General features: G+C 65.4%; 10 protein-coding genes, 1 pseudogene and 1 riboswitch. Of the genes and pseudogenes, 3 read left to right on the forward strand and 8 right to left on the reverse strand.

Translation table 11 applies throughout. The features are described from left to right. Nucleotides 1-20: 20 nt before the first annotated feature. Nucleotides 21-1,772, reverse strand: a complete 1,752-nt coding sequence (gene ggt, locus XH88_RS01305) for a gamma-glutamyltransferase (RefSeq protein WP_271613610.1) — start codon at nt 1,770-1,772, stop codon at nt 21-23. A 100-nt stretch (nt 1,773-1,872) separates the two neighbouring features. Here ggt and XH88_RS01310 point away from each other — a divergent pair, with 100 nt between their 5' ends. After that, nucleotides 1,873-3,270: an MFS transporter gene (locus XH88_RS01310; RefSeq protein ID WP_271613611.1), complete on the forward strand. Its 1,398-nt coding sequence runs from the start codon at nt 1,873-1,875 to the stop codon at nt 3,268-3,270. Nucleotides 3,271-3,369: 99 nt separating this feature from the next. Here XH88_RS01310 and purH read toward each other — a convergent pair whose 3' ends face one another. From purH to XH88_RS01325, 3 genes are all read right to left on the reverse strand, one after another. Then, nucleotides 3,370-4,962: a bifunctional phosphoribosylaminoimidazolecarboxamide formyltransferase/IMP cyclohydrolase gene (gene purH / locus XH88_RS01315; RefSeq protein ID WP_271613612.1), complete on the reverse strand. Its 1,593-nt coding sequence runs from the start codon at nt 4,960-4,962 to the stop codon at nt 3,370-3,372. A gap of 24 nt (nt 4,963-4,986) precedes the next feature. Beyond that, a riboswitch (ZMP/ZTP riboswitch) is annotated at nt 4,987-5,068 on the reverse strand. 59 nt (nt 5,069-5,127) lie between these two features. Further along, nucleotides 5,128-6,846: a heparinase II/III family protein gene (locus tag XH88_RS01320; protein ID WP_271613626.1), complete on the reverse strand. Its 1,719-nt coding sequence runs from the start codon at nt 6,844-6,846 to the stop codon at nt 5,128-5,130. A 157-nt stretch (nt 6,847-7,003) separates the two neighbouring features. After that, the gene (locus XH88_RS01325; protein WP_271613613.1) at nt 7,004-8,350 is read right to left on the reverse strand and encodes an RsmB/NOP family class I SAM-dependent RNA methyltransferase; all 1,347 of its coding nucleotides are present in this window, start codon (nt 8,348-8,350) and stop codon (nt 7,004-7,006) included. Nucleotides 8,351-8,536: 186 nt separating this feature from the next. Here XH88_RS01325 and XH88_RS01330 point away from each other — a divergent pair, with 186 nt between their 5' ends. Further along, on the forward strand, nt 8,537-8,746 hold the full coding sequence (locus XH88_RS01330) for a DUF1674 domain-containing protein (RefSeq protein ID WP_271613614.1): 210 nt from the start codon (nt 8,537-8,539) through the stop codon (nt 8,744-8,746). A 38-nt stretch (nt 8,747-8,784) separates the two neighbouring features. On the opposite strand, the gene cysC is transcribed toward XH88_RS01330, so the two are convergent. The 4 genes and pseudogenes from cysC to XH88_RS01355 form a co-directional block, all read right to left on the reverse strand. Continuing rightward, nucleotides 8,785-10,680, reverse strand: coding sequence for an adenylyl-sulfate kinase (gene cysC / locus XH88_RS01335; RefSeq protein ID WP_271613615.1), 1,896 nt, complete (start codon nt 10,678-10,680; stop codon nt 8,785-8,787). Continuing rightward, nucleotides 10,680-11,588 (reverse strand): annotated as a pseudogene (cysD, locus tag XH88_RS01340) (sulfate adenylyltransferase subunit CysD). The gene cysC and the pseudogene cysD overlap by 1 nt, the downstream one beginning before the upstream one ends. 1,633 nt (nt 11,589-13,221) lie before the next feature. Continuing rightward, nucleotides 13,222-14,118, reverse strand: coding sequence for an FAD/NAD(P)-binding protein (locus XH88_RS01350; RefSeq protein WP_271613616.1), 897 nt, complete (start codon nt 14,116-14,118; stop codon nt 13,222-13,224). A gap of 140 nt (nt 14,119-14,258) precedes the next feature. Continuing rightward, nucleotides 14,259-16,289 carry a methyl-accepting chemotaxis protein gene (locus tag XH88_RS01355; protein WP_271613617.1) on the reverse strand — a complete coding sequence of 677 codons (2,031 nt, stop codon included), beginning with the start codon at nt 16,287-16,289 and terminating at the stop codon, nt 14,259-14,261. A 247-nt stretch (nt 16,290-16,536) separates the two neighbouring features. Here XH88_RS01355 and XH88_RS01360 point away from each other — a divergent pair, with 247 nt between their 5' ends. Beyond that, a complete protein-coding gene (locus tag XH88_RS01360; RefSeq protein WP_271613618.1) occupies nt 16,537-17,127 on the forward strand; it encodes a thermonuclease family protein in 591 nt (196 codons plus the stop codon). Nucleotides 17,128-17,221: the final 94 nt, after the last annotated feature.

Raw genomic sequence — 17,221 nt, forward strand, 5'->3', positions numbered from 1 at the left:
CCGGGCCATGCAAGGACAGGTTACTGTCCCGCTGCTTCCGCACCGCGCGTGCGCGGATCGGGTGCGCCGAGAGGCCCGTTGGGCGTCACGAGTATCGAATTGGCAGACGTTTGCCCCATCGGCTCGACGACAAGGTGGCCCATCGCCTTCAGTTCCAACAGCACGTCCTCGGGAAAGCCACGCTCGACACGCACCTCGTCCGGCAGCCATTGATGATGCAGCCGCGGCGCGGCCACCGCGGCCGCGACGTCCATCTTGTAGTCGAGCACGTTGACGATCACCTGGAGCACTGTCGAGATGATCCGGCTGCCGCCGGGCGAGCCCGTCACCAGCACAGGCTTTCCGCCCCGGAGCACGATGGTTGGCGACATCGAGGACAGTGGCCGCTTGCCAGGTCCGGGTAGGTTGGCCTCATAGCCGACCAGACCATAGGCATTGGAGGCCCCCACCGCCGCCGTGAAATCGTCGAGCTCGTTATTGAGCAGCACGCCGGTTCCGTCGGCGACGAGACCGACGCCATAACTGAAGTTCAGCGTATAGGTGTTGCTGACGGCGTTGCCTAGGGCATCGACGACGGAAAAATGCGTGGTGTTGCTGCCCTCATGCGGCGAAGCAGCGGTGGCAACGAGGTCCTTGGATGACGTGGCGCGACTGGTCGAAATGCCCGCGCGCAGCTTGGCCGCGTAGTCCTTCGCCGTGAGCCTATCGATGGGCGCGTTGACGAAGGCGGGATCGCCGAGATAGCGCGCACGGTCCGCATAGGCGCGCTTCATGGCTTCGATCAGCAGATGTAGCGACGCAGGCGAACCCTGCTTGAGGTCGGCCAGCTGAAAGCCTTCGAGGGTGTTGAGGCTTTCCAGCAGCACCACGCCGCCTGACGACGGCAGTGGCATCGACACGATGTCATAGCCGCGATACGTGCCACGAACCGGCGCACGGATCACGGCTTGATAGGTCTTCAGGTCAGCGGGCGTCATGATGCCGCCGGCATCGGACACGGCCTTGGCGATCTTTTCCGCCACCGGTCCCTCGTAGAATCCGCGCGGCCCTTCCGCAGCGACGCGCGCCAGCGTGTCGGCGAGATCGTTCTGCACCAGCCTGTCGCCTTCGCCAAGCGGCCTGCCGTCGGGCTTTGCGAAGATCCTTGCGGAGGATGGCCAGCGCGCGAGCCGTGCGGACCAGCCCGGCAGCGTATCGGCGAGATCGTCGGTGACGATAAATCCATCGCGGGCGAGTGCGATCGCAGGTTCGAGCAATTGCGCCAGCGTGAACTTGCCCGAGCCGTACTTCTCGAGTGCCAGCGCAAGGCCTGCGACCGTGCCGGGGACGCCAATGCCAAGTCCGGAATCGCGCGACTTGGCGGGATCAGGCTTGCCGTCGGGTCCCAGGAAAATTCGCGCCGTGGTGGCCGCCGGCGCGGTCTCGCGATAGTCGATCGCGATGTCCTCGTTGCGCTCGGCGGAATGGATCACCATGAACCCACCGCCGCCGATATTGCCGGCGCGCGGATAGGTCACCGCCATGGCGAAACCGGTCGCGACCGCCGCGTCGACGGCGTTGCCGCCACGCCGCAGGATGTCGGCGCCGACTTGCGCAGATATCTTCTCCTGCGCCACCACCATGCCATGCTCGGCGGGGATAGCATGAACCGTGTCGAGCGCTGGCGGGACATAAGCCCGCCGCGCATCCTGCGCGGTCGCAGATGCAAGGCCGAACGCAAGAGTGGCGATGAGCGCCAGGAAAGTCCGCCGTGTCGAAAATGACGTCATCATCAAGTTTCCGCCGAGCTCTCAGGTCAATTCACACGCGTCACTGCAATGCTATACGGTTTGCGTTAAGAGGGACAAAACTGTTCGTGATGAGGACTGCGCAATGACGACGATCGCTCCGGACGTGCGCGTGACCGGCGCCCCGCGGACCTATCCGCCGCGCGCCGCCGTCGTCAGCTGGATCTTCTTCGATTGGGCCGCACAGCCCTATTTCACGTTGATCACCACTTTCGTGTTCGCGCCCTATTTCGCCACCAGCGTCGCGCCGGATCCCGCCACGGGGCAATCGCTGTGGGGATTTGCGATGGCAGCAGCTGGCATGGCGATCGCGCTGTTGTCGCCCGTGCTCGGCGCCATCGCGGATGCTGCGGGCCGCCGCAAGCCCTGGATCGCCGCGTTCGGTGCGGTCCTCGTGCTGGCCTCCTGCGCACTGTGGATCGGCAAGCCTGGCGATCACGCCATCATTCCGCCGCTCCTGACTGCGGTCGCGCTCGCGAGCGTCGGCGCGGAATTCGCCACCGTCTTCAACAATGCGATGATGCCGACCCTGGTGCCGCCGGAGCGGATCGGCCGTCTCTCCGGCACCGGCTGGGCCACAGGCTATATCGGCGGCATCGTCAGCCTGATCATCGTGCTCGGCTTTCTCGCCGCCAATCCCGAGACCGGCCGTACACTGCTTGGCTTCACGCCGCTGTTCGGGCTCGATCCCGCAACCCACCAGGGCGACCGCGCCGCAGGACCTCTGACCGGCCTGTGGTTCATCGTCTTCGTAACGCCGATGTTCCTGTTCACCCCGGACTATCCGGCGAAGCGTCCGGCGCGCGAGGCGCTGCGCGAGGGCCTCGCCGATCTGATGCGGTCGCTGAAGAGCTTACCGCAGCAGAAATCGCTCGCCGCATTTCTGCTTGCCAACATGATCTACACCGACGGCCTGGTATCGCTGTTCGCGTTTGGCGGCATCTATGCTGCCGGCACGTTCGGCTGGCACACGATCCAGATCGGCACATTTGGAATCATCTTGGCCATCGCGGGTACCTTCGGTGCGTGGCTTGGCGGCAAGCTCGACGACCTCCTCGGTCCCAAGCGCGTCATCGCCGGCAGCATGCTGATCCTGCTGCTCGCGGTCGCTGCGATCCTGCTCGTCGACAAGGATAGCGTGCTGTTTGTCAAGGTCGCGCCGCCCCAGCCGGGCGGGCCGCTGTTCGCCGCCGCCGCTGAGCGTGCCTATATCGTGCTGGGCTGCCTGATCGGCGCGGCGGGTGGCCCGCTCCAGGCGGCGTCGCGCACGCTGCTGATCCGCCTCGCGCCGAAGGATCGCATTGCGCAATATTTTGGTCTGTTCGCGCTGACGGGAAAGGTGACGTCCTTCATCGGCCCGCTGTTGATCGGCCTGATCACCGCGGCGACCGCGAGCCAGAAGGCCGGCATGGCCGTGCTGGTGGTGTTCTTCGTCGCGGGACTGGCCCTGCTGATGCGGGTGCGAAATAGCCGCAGTCCGTAGCCCGGATGGAGCGAAGCGCAATCCGGGACAGTCTTTGCGAGGTCGCAAGAACCCGGATTTCGCTGTGCTCCATCCGGGCCACGCGCTCGTCGTGAAGGCCTAGTGCCTGAAGTGCCGCGTTCCCGTGAACACCATCGCGATGCCGTGCTCGTCGGCAGCCTTGATCACCTCGTCGTCGCGCATCGAGCCGCCGGGCTGCACCACGGCGGTGGCGCCGGCCTCGATGCAGGCGAGCATGCCGTCGGCGAACGGAAAGAACGCATCCGACGCCACCACCGAGCCGTTGGTCAGCGGCTCGGCGAGCTTGAGCTCGTTCGCCGCATCCTGCGCCTTGCGCGCGGCGATCCGCGCCGAATCCACCCGACTCATCTGGCCCGCGCCGATGCCGACGGTGGCGAGATCCTTGGCGTAGATGATGGTGTTGGATTTGACGTGCTTTGCCACCCGGAAGGCGAATTTGAGATCGCGCATCTCTGCATCAGTCGGGGCGCGCTTCGTCACGATCTTGAAGGTCATGTCGTCGACCACGGCGTTGTCGCGGCTCTGCACGAGGAGGCCGCCCGCGACGGTCTTGGCGGTGAGGCCCGGCGCGCGCGGATCGGGCAGGCTGCCGGCGAGCAGCAGGCGCAGATTTTTCTTTCCGCCGATGATGGCAATCGCCTCCGCGCTGGCGTCGGGCGCGATGATCACCTCGGTGAAAATCTTCGTGATCTCGCGCGCGGTGTCGGCGTCGAGCGGCCGGTTCATCGCGATAATGCCGCCGTAGGCCGACGTGGAGTCGCAGGCGAGCGCCTTGCGATAGGCGTCGACGAGGTTCGCGCCTTCGGCGACGCCGCAGGGGTTGGCGTGCTTGACGATGACGCAGGCCGCGGTGCGCTTCGCATCGAACTCGCCGATGCATTCATAGGCCGCATCGGTGTCGTTGATATTGTTGTAGGAAAGCTCCTTGCCCTGCAACTGCCGCGCGGTGGAGACGCCCGGGCGCTTGTCGGGCGTGGCATAGAACGCCGCGGTCTGGTGCGGATTCTCGCCGTAGCGCAGCGACTGGATCAGCTTGCCGCCGAAGGCGCGGAAATCGGGCGCGTCGATTTCGAGCTGGCGATTGAACCAGTTCGAGATCGCGGCGTCATAGGCCGCGGTGCGGGCATAGGCCTTTGCGGCGAGCCGCCGGCGCAGTTTCAGCGTGGTCGCGCCGTCGTTGGCGGCGAGCTCGTCGAGCACGGCCTTGTAGTCGTCCGCCTCGACCACGACGGCGACGTCGTCATGGTTTTTCGCGGCGGCGCGGATCATTGCGGGACCGCCGATGTCGATGTTCTCGATGCAATCCTCGAAGCCCGCGCCTTTGTCGACGGTCGCCTCGAACGGATAGAGATTGACGACAAGAAGATCGATCGGCGCAATGCCGTGCGCCTTCATCGCCTCGGCATGCTCCTTGTTGTCGCGGATCGCGAGCAGGCCGCCATGCACCTTTGGATGCAGCGTCTTGACGCGGCCATCCATCATCTCCGGAAAGCCGGTGAGGTCGGAGACGTCCTTAACCTTCAGGCCCGCGGCGGCAATCGCTTTCGCGGTGCCGCCGGTCGAGACCAGCTCGACATCATGCGCGGCAAGCGCCTTGGCGAACTCGATCAGGCCTGATTTGTCGGAGACGGAGAGAAGGGCGCGGGTGACGCGGCGGGGACGGTCAGTCATGAGCAAGATCCTCTGTTCAGGGAGTGTCTATGCCCAGGCGCGCGGCGGATATGTGTCGCGCTTCCCGATGGTGCTCCATCCAAGGTCGCCAGTCGCGCGAACGAGCGCTCGATAGCAGCTTTTGGCTCCGCTCTCAACGGCTAGATAGGGCCGGATCGCGGCTCTTTACAGCGGAAGTTCCGGCTCGCGCCGCGCGTTGCGGCGGGCATTGGTGACTGCGGGCGAGGCGGTCGAACGCACAAAACTCCAGCGGATCGAGGGCGCCTGGCGGGCATCCTGGCGGATCACGATCTGGGCGGTGCGGCGGGGACCGTCATTGCCGGCCAGGAACACGCTGTCCTCGAGGTCGACCTTGTCGTCGAGGGCTTCGAAGGTCCAGACGTCGCGGTTCGGCAATACCAGCATGACGCCGCGGGCATCCGACAGCCGGCTCGCCTTGACCGCAGGATGCAGATGGAAGCGTAGCGCGAAGTCGGCGTCGGCGCCCTTGAGCCGCGCACCCTGCGGCGGCGACAGCGTGTCCTCGCCGTCGATGCGCGCGCCGTCATTGGCAACCATCAGCACGCGGCGGTGGATCACGCCGAACTTGGCGAGATAGCCGTCATGCGAGGTCGTCAGCAGCGTGCCGCCCTCGACGACCTCGCGATAGCTCTCGACCTCATGAGGGCCGCTGATGATCGGGGCGCCGTGCAGCAGCCGCTTCATCGCCGACATCTCGACGAACTGGCAGGATGAAGTGTCGTGATAGGTCAGAGTCGAATGCGCCGCGGTGCCGCGCGCGAATGGCCGCCAATTGTCGCGGCCTGTGGTCGGCATTCCGCAATTGGTGACGATGCGGCTGGTGCCGGATGACAGCTCGAACGACAGGCAGCCGGCATGCGCATCGTGGCTGACGCCGGGTGGCGGCGGCGAGCCGGTGTCGATGATCACAATGGTCGGGCCGGCATCGAGGCGCTGGAAGCCGGTGTGCGGCATGTTCGCCATCGGCGCGCCATGGGCATCGTCATAGGCGAGCAACGTCGCGAGCAGGTCCGACGGCGTCGCGCTCATGCCGTTGAACAGCGCGAAATTGCCGTCGCCGTGCCGGAAGAAGCGCAGCATTGGCATCATGCGATCGATCGCGTTCAGAAGGGCCGGCGGCGGCGCGATGTTGCGCGCGGCAAAGGTCTGCCGCAGCGGCAACAGGTCGATCAGCAGCTCGATCAGCGCGCCCGGATTGCGGGAGATGTGTCCGCCGTCCGGGAGTATCTGCCGCTGCAATTCGTCGGAGAGTTTTTTCGACGCGCTGCGGATATGGCGGGCCTGGTTGGCGAGGCAGAGCGTCGTGTAGCACAGCGCGATCTGCACCTGGAGCTTCGGCACCCCATCCGGGATGTTGACCATGGTGTAGCGCAAAAAGCGGATCTCGCGTGCGAGTCCGCGCAGGTAGCGGCGGTAGAATTTGTTGTCGGTGTCGTTCAGTACCAATGGTGCCTGCGACAGCAGCGAGATCACGCGGCGCGCCAGCACATCGGCGCGGCGGGCGATGGGCCGGCGCTTGTTGGCGGGGTTGCTGATCCAGTCCTCGACCAATGCGCGCGCATTTGCCCGGGTCAGCGCAGTGTCGGCGGCGCGCAGGTGCCGCAGCCAGCCGAAGCCGAGCAGCGCGACCTCCCAGTCCTCGGAGGGCGGATCGAGATCGAAGATCGAGCGGCCGTGGCAGTTGACGATCTTGCCGGCGAAGACGAAGCGTCCGGCATAGATCTCGGCGGCGCGTGTCGCATCCGCCGTGCGCAGATCATGCGGCGCGATGATCAGCCGATCGGTCCGGCCGGGCCAGACCCGCGACAGCGCAACGGAACCACCGCTCGCGCGCGAGAGCATGTTTCGCGCGAAGCGGTTCATCACCAGCGTCGAGATACGTCTGCGTTGAGCGACCGACACGCCTTGCCTTGAAGGGGGAGAGGATTCCGACGAATCCTTATTAATCCCAAAATCGGCCGTCTGACACCACCTTGAAAGGCCCCGAATCAGGCTGGCGGTAGCAAAATCCGGTGCAAAATCAGGATTTAACGAGCCGGGCCGCAAAGAATCCGTCGAGCCCGCCGAGCTTCGGGTCGGCATGCGGCAGGTGGCTCGGCAAAGTCCGGAGATCGCCGTCAGGGGTGATGATCTCGCTGAGGCCGGAGACCTCGCTAGCCTCGATCGGCACGCGGCGAAGCGCATGCTCTGTGGCCAGCAGCGTGGCGATCGCCTGCTCGCCTTCTTCTGGTTCCAGCGAACAGGTGCAGTAGACCAGCGTCCCGCCTGGTTTGAGCAGCGAGACGGATTTCTTCAGCAGCCGCTGCTGGAGAACGGTCATTGCGGCGACATCGGATTCCTGCCGCAGCCACGCGACGTCGGGGTGCCGACGGATCGTCCCGGTCGAGGTGCAGGGCGCATCGATCAGGATTCCATCGAAGCCCTCCGCCGGCGCCGTCCATTCCACGGCGTCCGCGACGACAGTCTCCGCCTGGAGCGACAGGCGGGCCAGATTTTCGCGCAGGCGCGCCACCCGGGCGGGGGAGCGGTCAATTGCCGTGACCTGCGCACCTGCTAGCGCCAGCTGTGCGGTCTTGCCGCCAGGAGCGGCGCAGAAATCGGCGATGGATTTGCCCTTGATATCGCCAAACAGGCGGACCGGCAGCGCGGCGGCGGCATCCTGCACCCACCATTGTCCTTCGGCGAAACCGGGCAGCATCGTGACCGAGCCGTGCAACAGCGTGCGCACCGATCCCGTCGGCAGCACCTCACCGTGCAGCCGGCTCGCCCATTGCGCGGCGTCGGACTTCACGGTCAGGTCGAGCGAAGGTTCGTGACCGAGCGCGAGCGCCATCTCCCGCGCGGTTGCCTCGCCGTAATGCGCGCTCCAGCGCGCCAGCAGCCAGGGCGGCAGGTCCAGCGATTGCGTTGCGACCTCCTCGACCAGCGCCTGGCCCTCGCGCGCGCAGCGGCGCAGCACGGCATTGACGAGGCCGGCATAGCGCGCGGCGCGCCGGTCGGATTGCACGAGGCGGACCGAGAGATCGACCGCGGCGTGATCGGGCACGTCCATCCACAAGATCTGGGCGGCGCCGATCAAGAGCGCGCTCTGGGCGCGCGGCGCGTCGGATGGGATGCCCTTGTCGAGCAGGCGCGACAGCACATGGCCGAGCGTGCCGAGCCGGCGCAGGATGGTTGCAACCAGGCGCCGCATCAGCGCGCGGTCACGGTCGGCGAGCGTCTTCAGTCCGGGATGGGCGCCGGCGCCGTCGAGTTGGTCGTCGAGCGTGCGGTGCTTGTGCAAGACGCCATCGACGATATCAGCGGCGATCCGCCGCGCCGCGAGACCGGGCACTTCGGAGGGAGGAGCAAAACGTTGAGATGGCATGCGGACGTAAGGTTCTGAGAGCGGCAGTTCCGCCGATATGGGCGCATGCCTTAAGATCAGCATCTGTGACATGCGAATATGCCAAATGTAAGAATGGCCTCTGGCGATTTCAGCCCTTGGCCGCCATTTCAGCAATGCGTTATTGGGCGTCGCGTCGACTTTGATCCTGCGCTAGGACACCCGACTATGAGTGACCAGCCTTCCGTTCCCAACCGCAAGCCCTTGCCGCCGGCCGCCCAGCGCGCGCTGGCCGAAGCCGAGGCTCGCCGGCGAGCCGCCGTGGCCAATGCCAGGGATGATGACAAGGCGGCCCCCAAGGAGTTGCAGGGGCCGAAGGGACCCGAGCCCACCCGCTATGGCGATTGGGAGCGCAAGGGCATCGCCTCGGACTTTTGAGGCCTGCGGTCTGGCCCGGCACCCTCACGATCTATCCGCTATAGATAATGGTGCTCCTGCAAGTACCGGATGATGCGCTCGCACGCCGCCTCGCTCGTCAGCTCCGAAGTGTCGATCGCGATTTCAGGCGCCTGTGGGGCCTCGTAGGGATCGTCGATGCCCGTGAATCCCGGCAGCTCTCCTGCCCGCGCCTTGCGATAGAGTCCCTTGGGGTCGCGCCGCTCGCATTCGGCGAGCGGGGTTGCGACATGGATTTCGATGAACTCGCCCGCCTCGACGCGGTGCCGCGCCATCTCGCGTTCGCTGCGGAAGGGCGAGATCAGCGCGACCAGCGCGATCATGCCGGCATCGACGAACAGCGCCGCGATCTCGGCGACGCGGCGGACGTTCTCCATCCTTTCGGTGCTGGAAAAGCCAAGGTCACGATTGATGCCGTGGCGGAGATTGTCGCCGTCGAGCAACGCCGCATGACGTCCGAACTCGGCCAGCCGACGGTCGACCAGATCGGCGATGGTCGATTTGCCGGCGCCGCTGAGTCCCGTGAACCATAGCACGCAGGGGCGCTGCTGCTTGAGTCGCGCACGCACGGATTTGTCGACGGCGAGCCGTTGCCAGTGAATGTTGGTGGCGCGGCGCAAGGACAGGTCGATCATGCCGGCCGCAGCCGTCCGATGGCTGATCGGGTCGACGAGAATGAAGCTGCCCATCTCGCGGTCGTCGCGATAGGCCTCGAACACCAGGGCGCGATCGAGGCTGAGATGGACGTAGCCGATCTGGTTGGTATCGAGCGTGGTGGCGTTCTCCCGCGCCATCGTGTCGATGACGATGCGGTGCTTGAGAGTCGTGATCACCGCGCCTGATGAGGCGGTGCCGCATTTGAGCATGTAGCGCCGGCCCGGCACCATGGCGTCGTCGTCGAACCAGACGAGATGCGCCGCCAACTGATCCGAGACGAGCGGTGCTGCTCCCGTCGTCAGCACGTCGCCGCGGCTGATGTCGATCTCGTCGGCCAATGTCAGCGTCACGGATTCGCCGGCCGTAGCCCGATCGTGCTCGCCGCCGGGTGTCAGAATGCGTGCGATGCGCGTGCGACGGCCGGATGGCTGTACGGTGACAGCCTCGCCGGTTGCAATCGCTCCACTGGCGATCCGTCCGCAGAAGCCGCGAAACTCCGCATGCGGGCGATTGACCCATTGCACCGGCAGCCGGAACGGCCGCCCCGAGATATCGCCGGCGACGTCCACCGATTCCAGATAGGCCGTGACCGTCGGCCCGGCGTACCAGGGCATGCGCGTGCTTGCGGCGGCGATGTTGTCCCCGTCCGGCGCCACGACCGGGATGCATTGGACCTGGGAGATCCCGAGCTGCCCGGCCAGGGTCAGATATTCCGCGGTGATGGCCGCGAAACGGCCGCCGTTGAAACCGATCAGATCCATCTTGTTCACGGCGAGCACGACGTGGCGAATGCCGAGCAATGACAGGATGTGGCTGTGGCGCCGGGTCTGCGTGACCACGCCCTTGCGCGCGTCGACCAGGACCACGGCGAGATCGGCGTTCGAGGCGCCGGTCGCCATGTTGCGGGTGTACTGCATGTGTCCCGGCGTATCGGCAACGATGAAGCGCCGTAGCTTGGTGGCGAAGAACCGGTAGGCGACGTCGATGGTGATGCCCTGCTCGCGCTCGGCCTGCAAGCCGTCGACCAGCAGACCGAAATCGAGATCGCCGCCGGCGGTGCCTGATGTCTTGCTCTCCGACGCCAGCGCGTCGAGCTGGTCGTCGAGCAGCGTCTTGGAATCATAGAGCAGGCGACCGACCAGCGTGCTCTTGCCGTCGTCAACGCTGCCACAGGTGACGAAACGCAAGGTCGGGCGATCGTCCTGGTCCAGCTGTGGCGCATCGGGAGCGGCGATCGTGGGGGCCTCGTGATAAGACATCAGAAGTAACCTTCCGCTTTCTTGCGCTCCATCGACGCGGGACTGTCGCGGTCGATCATGCGTCCCTGCCGTTCGGAGGTGCGTGATGCCATCATCTCCCGCACGATCTCCGGCAGCGTCGTCGCCGTCGAGATCGTTGCGCCGCTGAGCGGATAGCAGCCCAGCGTGCGAAACCTGACGGAGCGCCAGCGCGGCGCTTCATCCGCAAGCAGCGGCATGCGCTCGTCGTCGACCATGATCAGCGTGCCGTCGCGCTCGACCACCGGGCGCTTTGCCGCCAGATAGAGCGGGACGATCGGGATGTTCTCGAGCAGGATGTAGTCCCAGACGTCGAGCTCGGTCCAGGTCGACAGCGGAAACACCCGCATGCTCTCGCCGGGCGCGAGCATCGTGTTGTACAGCCTCCATAGCTCCGGCCGCTGGTTCTTCGGGTCCCAGCGATGCGCGGCGCTCCGGTGCGAGAACACGCGCTCCTTGGCGCGCGATTTCTCCTCGTCGCGCCGCGCGCCGCCGATCGCGGCGTCGAAGCCGTGGAGGTCCAGCGCCTGCCGCAAGGCTTGTGTCTTCATCACGTCGGTGTAGCGGGCCGAGCCGTGGCTGAAGGGCGTCATGCCCTGGCTCAATCCGTCCTAGTTGGTGTGGACGATCAGGTCGAGGCCAAGCTCACGGGCGCGGCGGTCGCGAAAGGCGATCATCTCGCGGAACTTCCAGGTCGTATCGACATGCAGCAGCGGAAACGGCGGCCTGCCGGGATGAAACGCCTTTATCGCCAGATGCAGCAGGACCGAAGAGTCCTTCCCGATAGAATACAGCATGACCGGCTTGCGGAACTCAGCCCCGGTCTCGCGCAGGATGTGGATGCTTTCCGCTTCGAGGCGACGAAGATGGCTGGTGGCCCTGTGGTGCATGGAGGCCTCGTCGGGCGCCTGGCGAATCGGCGCTGCCACGATCGCGGGAGCGACCCGTCCGCTCATGCCGCAGTACCCAGGCAATCGCCGAACAGGCGCGCGGCGGTGTCGGTATCCAGCGAGAGATCGCGGATGCAGGCTGCAACCGAGGCGCGATACATCTCGTCGATGCCGTAGCGACCGATGACCTGGAGCTGGGCTTCGCTCAGCGAGGCCGTCTTGCGGCTCCGGTAACGATAGGCCGTGTCACGATCCGTGAAGGCCGACGACGGTGTAGACCTTCGGCTCGCTGAGGAAGGTCACGCCCGACCCCTTCGTTTCGATCTGCCCGCGCTCCTTCCAGTCGGTGACGGCACCTTCGGTGAAGCGGTCGCCAAGGCCGAGCCGGTCGAACAGTTTTCGCACCGAGCCGGTCGCGTCCTTGCTGGCTTCATAGACATAGTGCGTTACCGGCACGCCGCGCCGCTTTGCATAGCTCTCGACGCGAAGCGCATTCAGCGAAGAGATCACGTAGTTCCGGATCAGGCGATCCTCGGGAACGCGGTCCGACCATTTCTCGAGCCAGGAGGCAAGGGAGCTGGGGGGATCGCGATCGAGCATGATCATATGAAGCTTCTCGACCGGCCAGCCGGCCTCGATCAGCGGCTGGAGCGGCAGGAACAGACTCTCGGCCAGCACATAGGGTCCGGCCATTTCCTTGCCGAAGACATGCGGCTGCTCCGCCGCCGTCGGCGCAGCCCACGGCTCGCCCGCATTTCCAAGCAGACGATGGCGCAGGACGACCTTCACCGGCTGGAAGTAGGAGGGCATCCCGGCAACGCCGAACAGATTTGTGAGCGCGGTCGAACCCACGCGGCAGCGCCCCCACGCGCAGTAGAGCGTCGGGAAATCTTCGGGAGCCCAGTGCCGGAATGCTTCGCCGAGGCAGTCCCTCACTTCCCACATCAATGCGTCCAGCGCCGCCGGTCTGTTCTGGTACTTGCCGTCAGGCGCGAGGACCATCGTGTCGAGCGAGGGATGGTCGCGGCGCACGAGATCGGCCAAGCGGTCGGTTTCTTCGACTGACGTGAGGATGGTGCTCATCTCGGGACCTTTCGGGTTGAGGATGGAATCGACCACGGCCTGCGCGCGGCGCGTGTTGATGTCGATGGCGGCGGCGTAGAAGTGCGTGCCCTTGGTGGGACCGCCGACCGCGTAGACGTTCGGATAGGGATTGCCATGGCGGTCGTGGACCCGGCTGTCGTCATAACCGCAGCGAATCCCGCCGAGCGGGTCGAATGCAATGAGGCCCTGGCGCTGCATGTCCTGATAGAGCGGGCTGGTGTCCAGCCGGTAGGACGGTCCAGTCGCGTCGATGACGTAATCCACCTCGCGGCAACTGCCATCATTCAGGACCGCGCGAAACCGGCTGCCGATGGCGATCACGTTGCGCAACCGGGCGCAGGTCGAGAGCCTTCCCGACCGCATCAGGTCGCGCATGCGGACGGCATTCTCCAGCGGCATCGCCGAGCGGTTGCGAAGCCAGCCGGAATTGTAGACGTCCATGAAACGCATCTTCTCGGCATCGCTCATTCGGCTCCACGCCTCGCACATCACGTCGATGACGCTGACGAGATAGGAGTGGGCGCTGGGCTCACCGGTCTCGGCGCGCGTGATGTTGCGCTCGAGATCGGTCAGCGCATCGCCCCACGACGTTGCGGCAGGATAGATCGCAGCGGATCCCGGTAGTCTCCAGCAGCGGCTCGGAAAGGCGGGTGGCAAAAGCGTCGGCTTCGATACGCGCGCGGCTGGTCACATAGCGATGGAGAGCGTTGCGGAAGTTGTTCGCGATAGCGGGAGCTGTCACCGGCTGCACCGTCGGAAACAGGCCGCTTCTCGAGAAGCAGATCATCCTGCCGGCCTGGTGGGTCTTGGCCAGCGCCGCCGCAGTGTCCACTGCGCTGAGTCCGCTTCCGAGGATGCCGACCTCGAGGCCGTGTCGATCGGCGAAGCTGAATTGGGCGTACGGATCTCTGATATAGTTCGGGCTTGCGGCCAGGCCGCAGGGGTCATCGGGCAGATTGTGACCGGTGCAGAGGATCAGCACCGAGGAGATATGCGTGATGTTGCGGTCGGTCGTCAGCAGGACATCGCGATCCGGCGAGAGCCGCATGCGGATCACTTCGGCATGTTCGACATGGACCGGCACGCCGACGCTCCGGCATTGCGCGATTGCAGCCAATCGAACCGCGTCGAGATAATCCCGATAGACCATCCGCGGCAGATGCTTGTTGCCGGGGCAGGAGAGGCCGCGGGCCTGGAGCCAGCGCAAAAACTCGTCCGCGTCGCCCGGCCGGATCGACATCGTCGAGGCCTTCATGTTGAACAGATGGCGATCGCTCTGCGTGCGATAGGCGACCCCGCCGTCGAAGCCGCATTTGTCGAAGAGCTGAATTCCAGTGACCGCGCCTCGCCCTGATGCGGCGAGCTCCGCCAGATGACGCAGGATCGTGATGCCGGTTGCACCGCCGCCGACAATGCTGATGATCATCGCTCAATCCCCCAAGTTAACTTGTTTGACCGAGGCGCGAGCGGGGGCTCGGCGTGGGGGCCTCCCAAAAGCCGTTGGTTGTTCGACGCGTCGGAAAGGTGACTTGCGGCCGGCCTCGCGTCGGCCGTTAGGTGCGGGCGTCAGGCGGCCCGCACCGTATCGAGGAATTTCGCAACCTCGCTCTTGAGGCGGCCACTCTCCGTCGAGAGTGAGCGCGCGGATGCCAGTACCTGGGTCGACGCCGAACCGGTCGCGCTGGCGCCGTGACTGACCTGGGCGATCTTGTCGGCGACTTCGACCGTTCCCTTGGCGGCCTCGCTGACGTTGCGTGCGATCTCGGCGGTCGCTGCGCCCTGCTCTTCGACCGTCGCCGCGATCGTCGTCGAGATGTCCGAAATCTTGGAGATGGTCGCGCCGATCGCCTTGATGGCGCCGACCGAGTCTTCGGTGGCCGACTGCATGCCGGCGATCTGCGCGCTGATTTCATCAGTGGCTTTGGCGGTCTGGGCCGCCAGCGCCTTGACCTCGCTGGCCACCACCGCGAAGCCGCGGCCGGACTCGCCGGCGCGTGCCGCTTCGATCGTGGCGTTCAATGCCAGCAGATTGGTCTGCTCCGCGATCGCCGTGATCAATTTGACGACGTCGCCGATCCGGCCTGCGGCCTTGAGCAATTCATTGATCCGGGCGTCGGTGTGCTCCGCCTGCTTCACCGCCTCGCCGGCGATGCGGCTGGAATCATGGACCTGGCGTCCGATCTCGACGACCGATGCGCTCATTTCCTCGGCGGCGGACGCCACCGCCCCTACATTGGTCGAGGCTTCCTCGGACGCCGCGGCCACCATTCCGGAAAGCTGCTCGGTCTCTTCCGCGGTCCCCGACAATGTGCCAGCGGCGGCTTCGAGCTGTTGGGAGGCGGACGAAACCGAGTTGATGATGCCGCCGACCGCATCTTCGAAGGCATCGGCCAGCCGGATCATCTCCTGCTTGCGTCGCGTGGCGGCTGCCGCCTCCTGATCCTTCTGCTCGGCTTCCATCTGCTCGATGCGGATCAGATTGTCCTTGAACGTCCGGGCGGCCCGGGCGTTGTCGCCAACTTCGTCGCCGCGGGCGGTATAAGGAATCTCGACAGCCTTGTTGCCGCCGGCCAGTTGCAGCAGCACGTCGCCGATACGACGGATCGGCCGGGCGATGCTCAGCACCGAAAACAGCGCCGAGCCGGCCAGGACCAGGATCACGAGGATGCCGACGGCCAGACTGACCCAGGTCGCCTGCTCCAGCGCAGTCATCAGCTGGCTTTGCCGCAGGGCCGTGTATTCGTTGTTGGCGGCAACCAGCTTGTCGACGCGCGTCGAGATTTCCCTTGCGGCCGGGCGCAACCGCTCCTCAAGGATGCGTGTTTTGGTTTCTTCCGCCTTCACGGTTTCGCTGGCTGCGGCCTTATAGCGTCCTGCGAGCGCCGCCAGCGCGTCGATTCCGTCCGTGACCTCCTTGTCGCCGGCCGACTGGCGCGCCCGTTTCAGGACTCCGATCATCGCATCGGCAAGACCGGCGATACGATCTTTCTGCTCGACGTCACCGGTTGCGGCAAAATGCCAATCGGCGGCACTGACCGCCTTGAAGGACGCGTCGGCTTCGCGCAACACGACCTCGATGTTGCGGTGATTGGACGATGCGACGAGGATGGGCGAGGTCAGCAATTTGTCGAGGGTCTTGTTCCAGGCATCCTCAATCTGTCTAGCCGCGGCGAATTCCGTGATGGCGATGCCACGGGCTTCGCCGAGGTCATTGCCCGCCTTGAGGGAGGCTTCGAGCTGGACCTTCACTTCGCGGCAGAGCTCTTTGGCTTCGGCGCGCTTGGACCGGACCAATGCGGCGTCTATTTCGGTCGTGGCATTGGCAATGGAGCCGCGCAGCACTTCGAGCTGTTTGGCGAGACTGTCGGCGGTGGGGGCGGATCCGATCTCCGCCACCGCGAGGCGCGCGCGGGTCACTGCAAGCTCGGCACCTTGGGCATTGGCCTTGTTGGCGGTGTTGATGACCACCAATTCGCTCAGTCCCGCGATCTGCCCGTTTCGGATGAGCTGGTTGCCGAGCATGCCGCCGACGAGAAGGACCCCTGCACTTGCCGTCAGTCCGAGCTTTGTACCGATGCGAAACTTGAACGATGCCATGCTTCCCGCTCCCCCACACGCATACCGAGTACTCCGCCCTAATACTAAACAAGGGCTGAAGATCAAACTCCGTACAACTACAGGAGGTATCGAATGGAGAGCGCTTGGAACAGCGTTCCGCGCATAGGTGCGATTGTACGGCCAAGTCACGATCCGGGCGAGCCGCGGCGCTCGCGCCATCGCCGGTACAGGCCAACAGACGAGCCGTGCCTTGCGAGGTTCCCCGACTCAGTCCTAGCGTGATCCGATGCGTTTCCAGGACCGCCCTAATGTCGATCGGCCGCGATTCGGCGGCTCGCCGTTCCGGCATCGCTTCTCCGGATTGTTGCCTTGGATGCTCGTGGTCGGGATCGTTGCGGCGGTCGTGCTCACCTTCCGGCATGGGGCGAATTGGTCGCTTCGGCATCCGGTCGACGAGCGCACGCAGGATGCCGAGATTATCCTTCAGCAGTCAGGCAGTCCCGACGACCGCCGGTCGGTCGATGTCATCCGCACCGTCGACGGCGACACCTTCGTGGCGCGCGTGCACCGGCGCGGTGGGCGCGATCTCGTCGCGCGCGTTCGCCTTCGCGGCATCGATGCGCCCGAGCTGAAGGCGTCCTGTCAGGAAGAACTCGACAAAGCGGAAGCTGCCACCGGGGCGTTGCGCAATCTGCTCGGCCAGGGCGGCGTCACGATCTACAATCTTGGCTCGGAAAAATACGGGCGCGTTCTCGCTGATGTCGCGACCCAACGGACCCCCAACGTTTCGGCGGCGATGCTCGCGGGCGGTTACGCCCGAAGCTACAATGGCGGCCATCGCGAGGGCTGGTGCGGGCGGGGCTGGCGCTTTTGGTAACAAGTCGTCCGTGAAGAACTCCCAAGCCGTTGATTTGGAATCCAGAAGCGGTGTTTTGCCGTGACTGGATTTGCCGGAAAGCGGGCCTTTGGAG

This window comes from Bradyrhizobium sp. CCBAU 51627 (assembly GCF_028128765.1).
In the GTDB taxonomy this organism is placed as follows: Bacteria; Pseudomonadota; Alphaproteobacteria; order Rhizobiales; family Xanthobacteraceae; genus Bradyrhizobium.

Bases quoted from the DNA above. Each gene is read 5' to 3' on its own strand.
- XH88_RS01330 (WP_271613614.1), top strand. From the start codon at position 8,537: ATGAGTGACCAGCCTTCCGTTCCCAACCGCAAGCCCTTGCCGCCGGCC.
- XH88_RS01310 (WP_271613611.1), top strand. From the start codon at position 1,873: ATGACGACGATCGCTCCGGACGTGCGCGTGACCGGCGCCCCGCGGACC.
- XH88_RS01320 (WP_271613626.1), bottom strand. From the start codon at position 6,846: ATGAACCGCTTCGCGCGAAACATGCTCTCGCGCGCGAGCGGTGGTTCC.
- XH88_RS01355 (WP_271613617.1), bottom strand. From the start codon at position 16,289: ATGGCATCGTTCAAGTTTCGCATCGGTACAAAGCTCGGACTGACGGCA.
- ggt (WP_271613610.1), bottom strand. From the start codon at position 1,772: ATGATGACGTCATTTTCGACACGGCGGACTTTCCTGGCGCTCATCGCC.
- XH88_RS01325 (WP_271613613.1), bottom strand. From the start codon at position 8,350: ATGCCATCTCAACGTTTTGCTCCTCCCTCCGAAGTGCCCGGTCTCGCG.
- XH88_RS01350 (WP_271613616.1), bottom strand. From the start codon at position 14,118: ATGATCATCAGCATTGTCGGCGGCGGTGCAACCGGCATCACGATCCTG.
- purH (WP_271613612.1), bottom strand. From the start codon at position 4,962: ATGACTGACCGTCCCCGCCGCGTCACCCGCGCCCTTCTCTCCGTCTCC.
- cysC (WP_271613615.1), bottom strand. From the start codon at position 10,680: ATGTCTTATCACGAGGCCCCCACGATCGCCGCTCCCGATGCGCCACAG.
- XH88_RS01360 (WP_271613618.1), top strand. From the start codon at position 16,537: ATGCGTTTCCAGGACCGCCCTAATGTCGATCGGCCGCGATTCGGCGGC.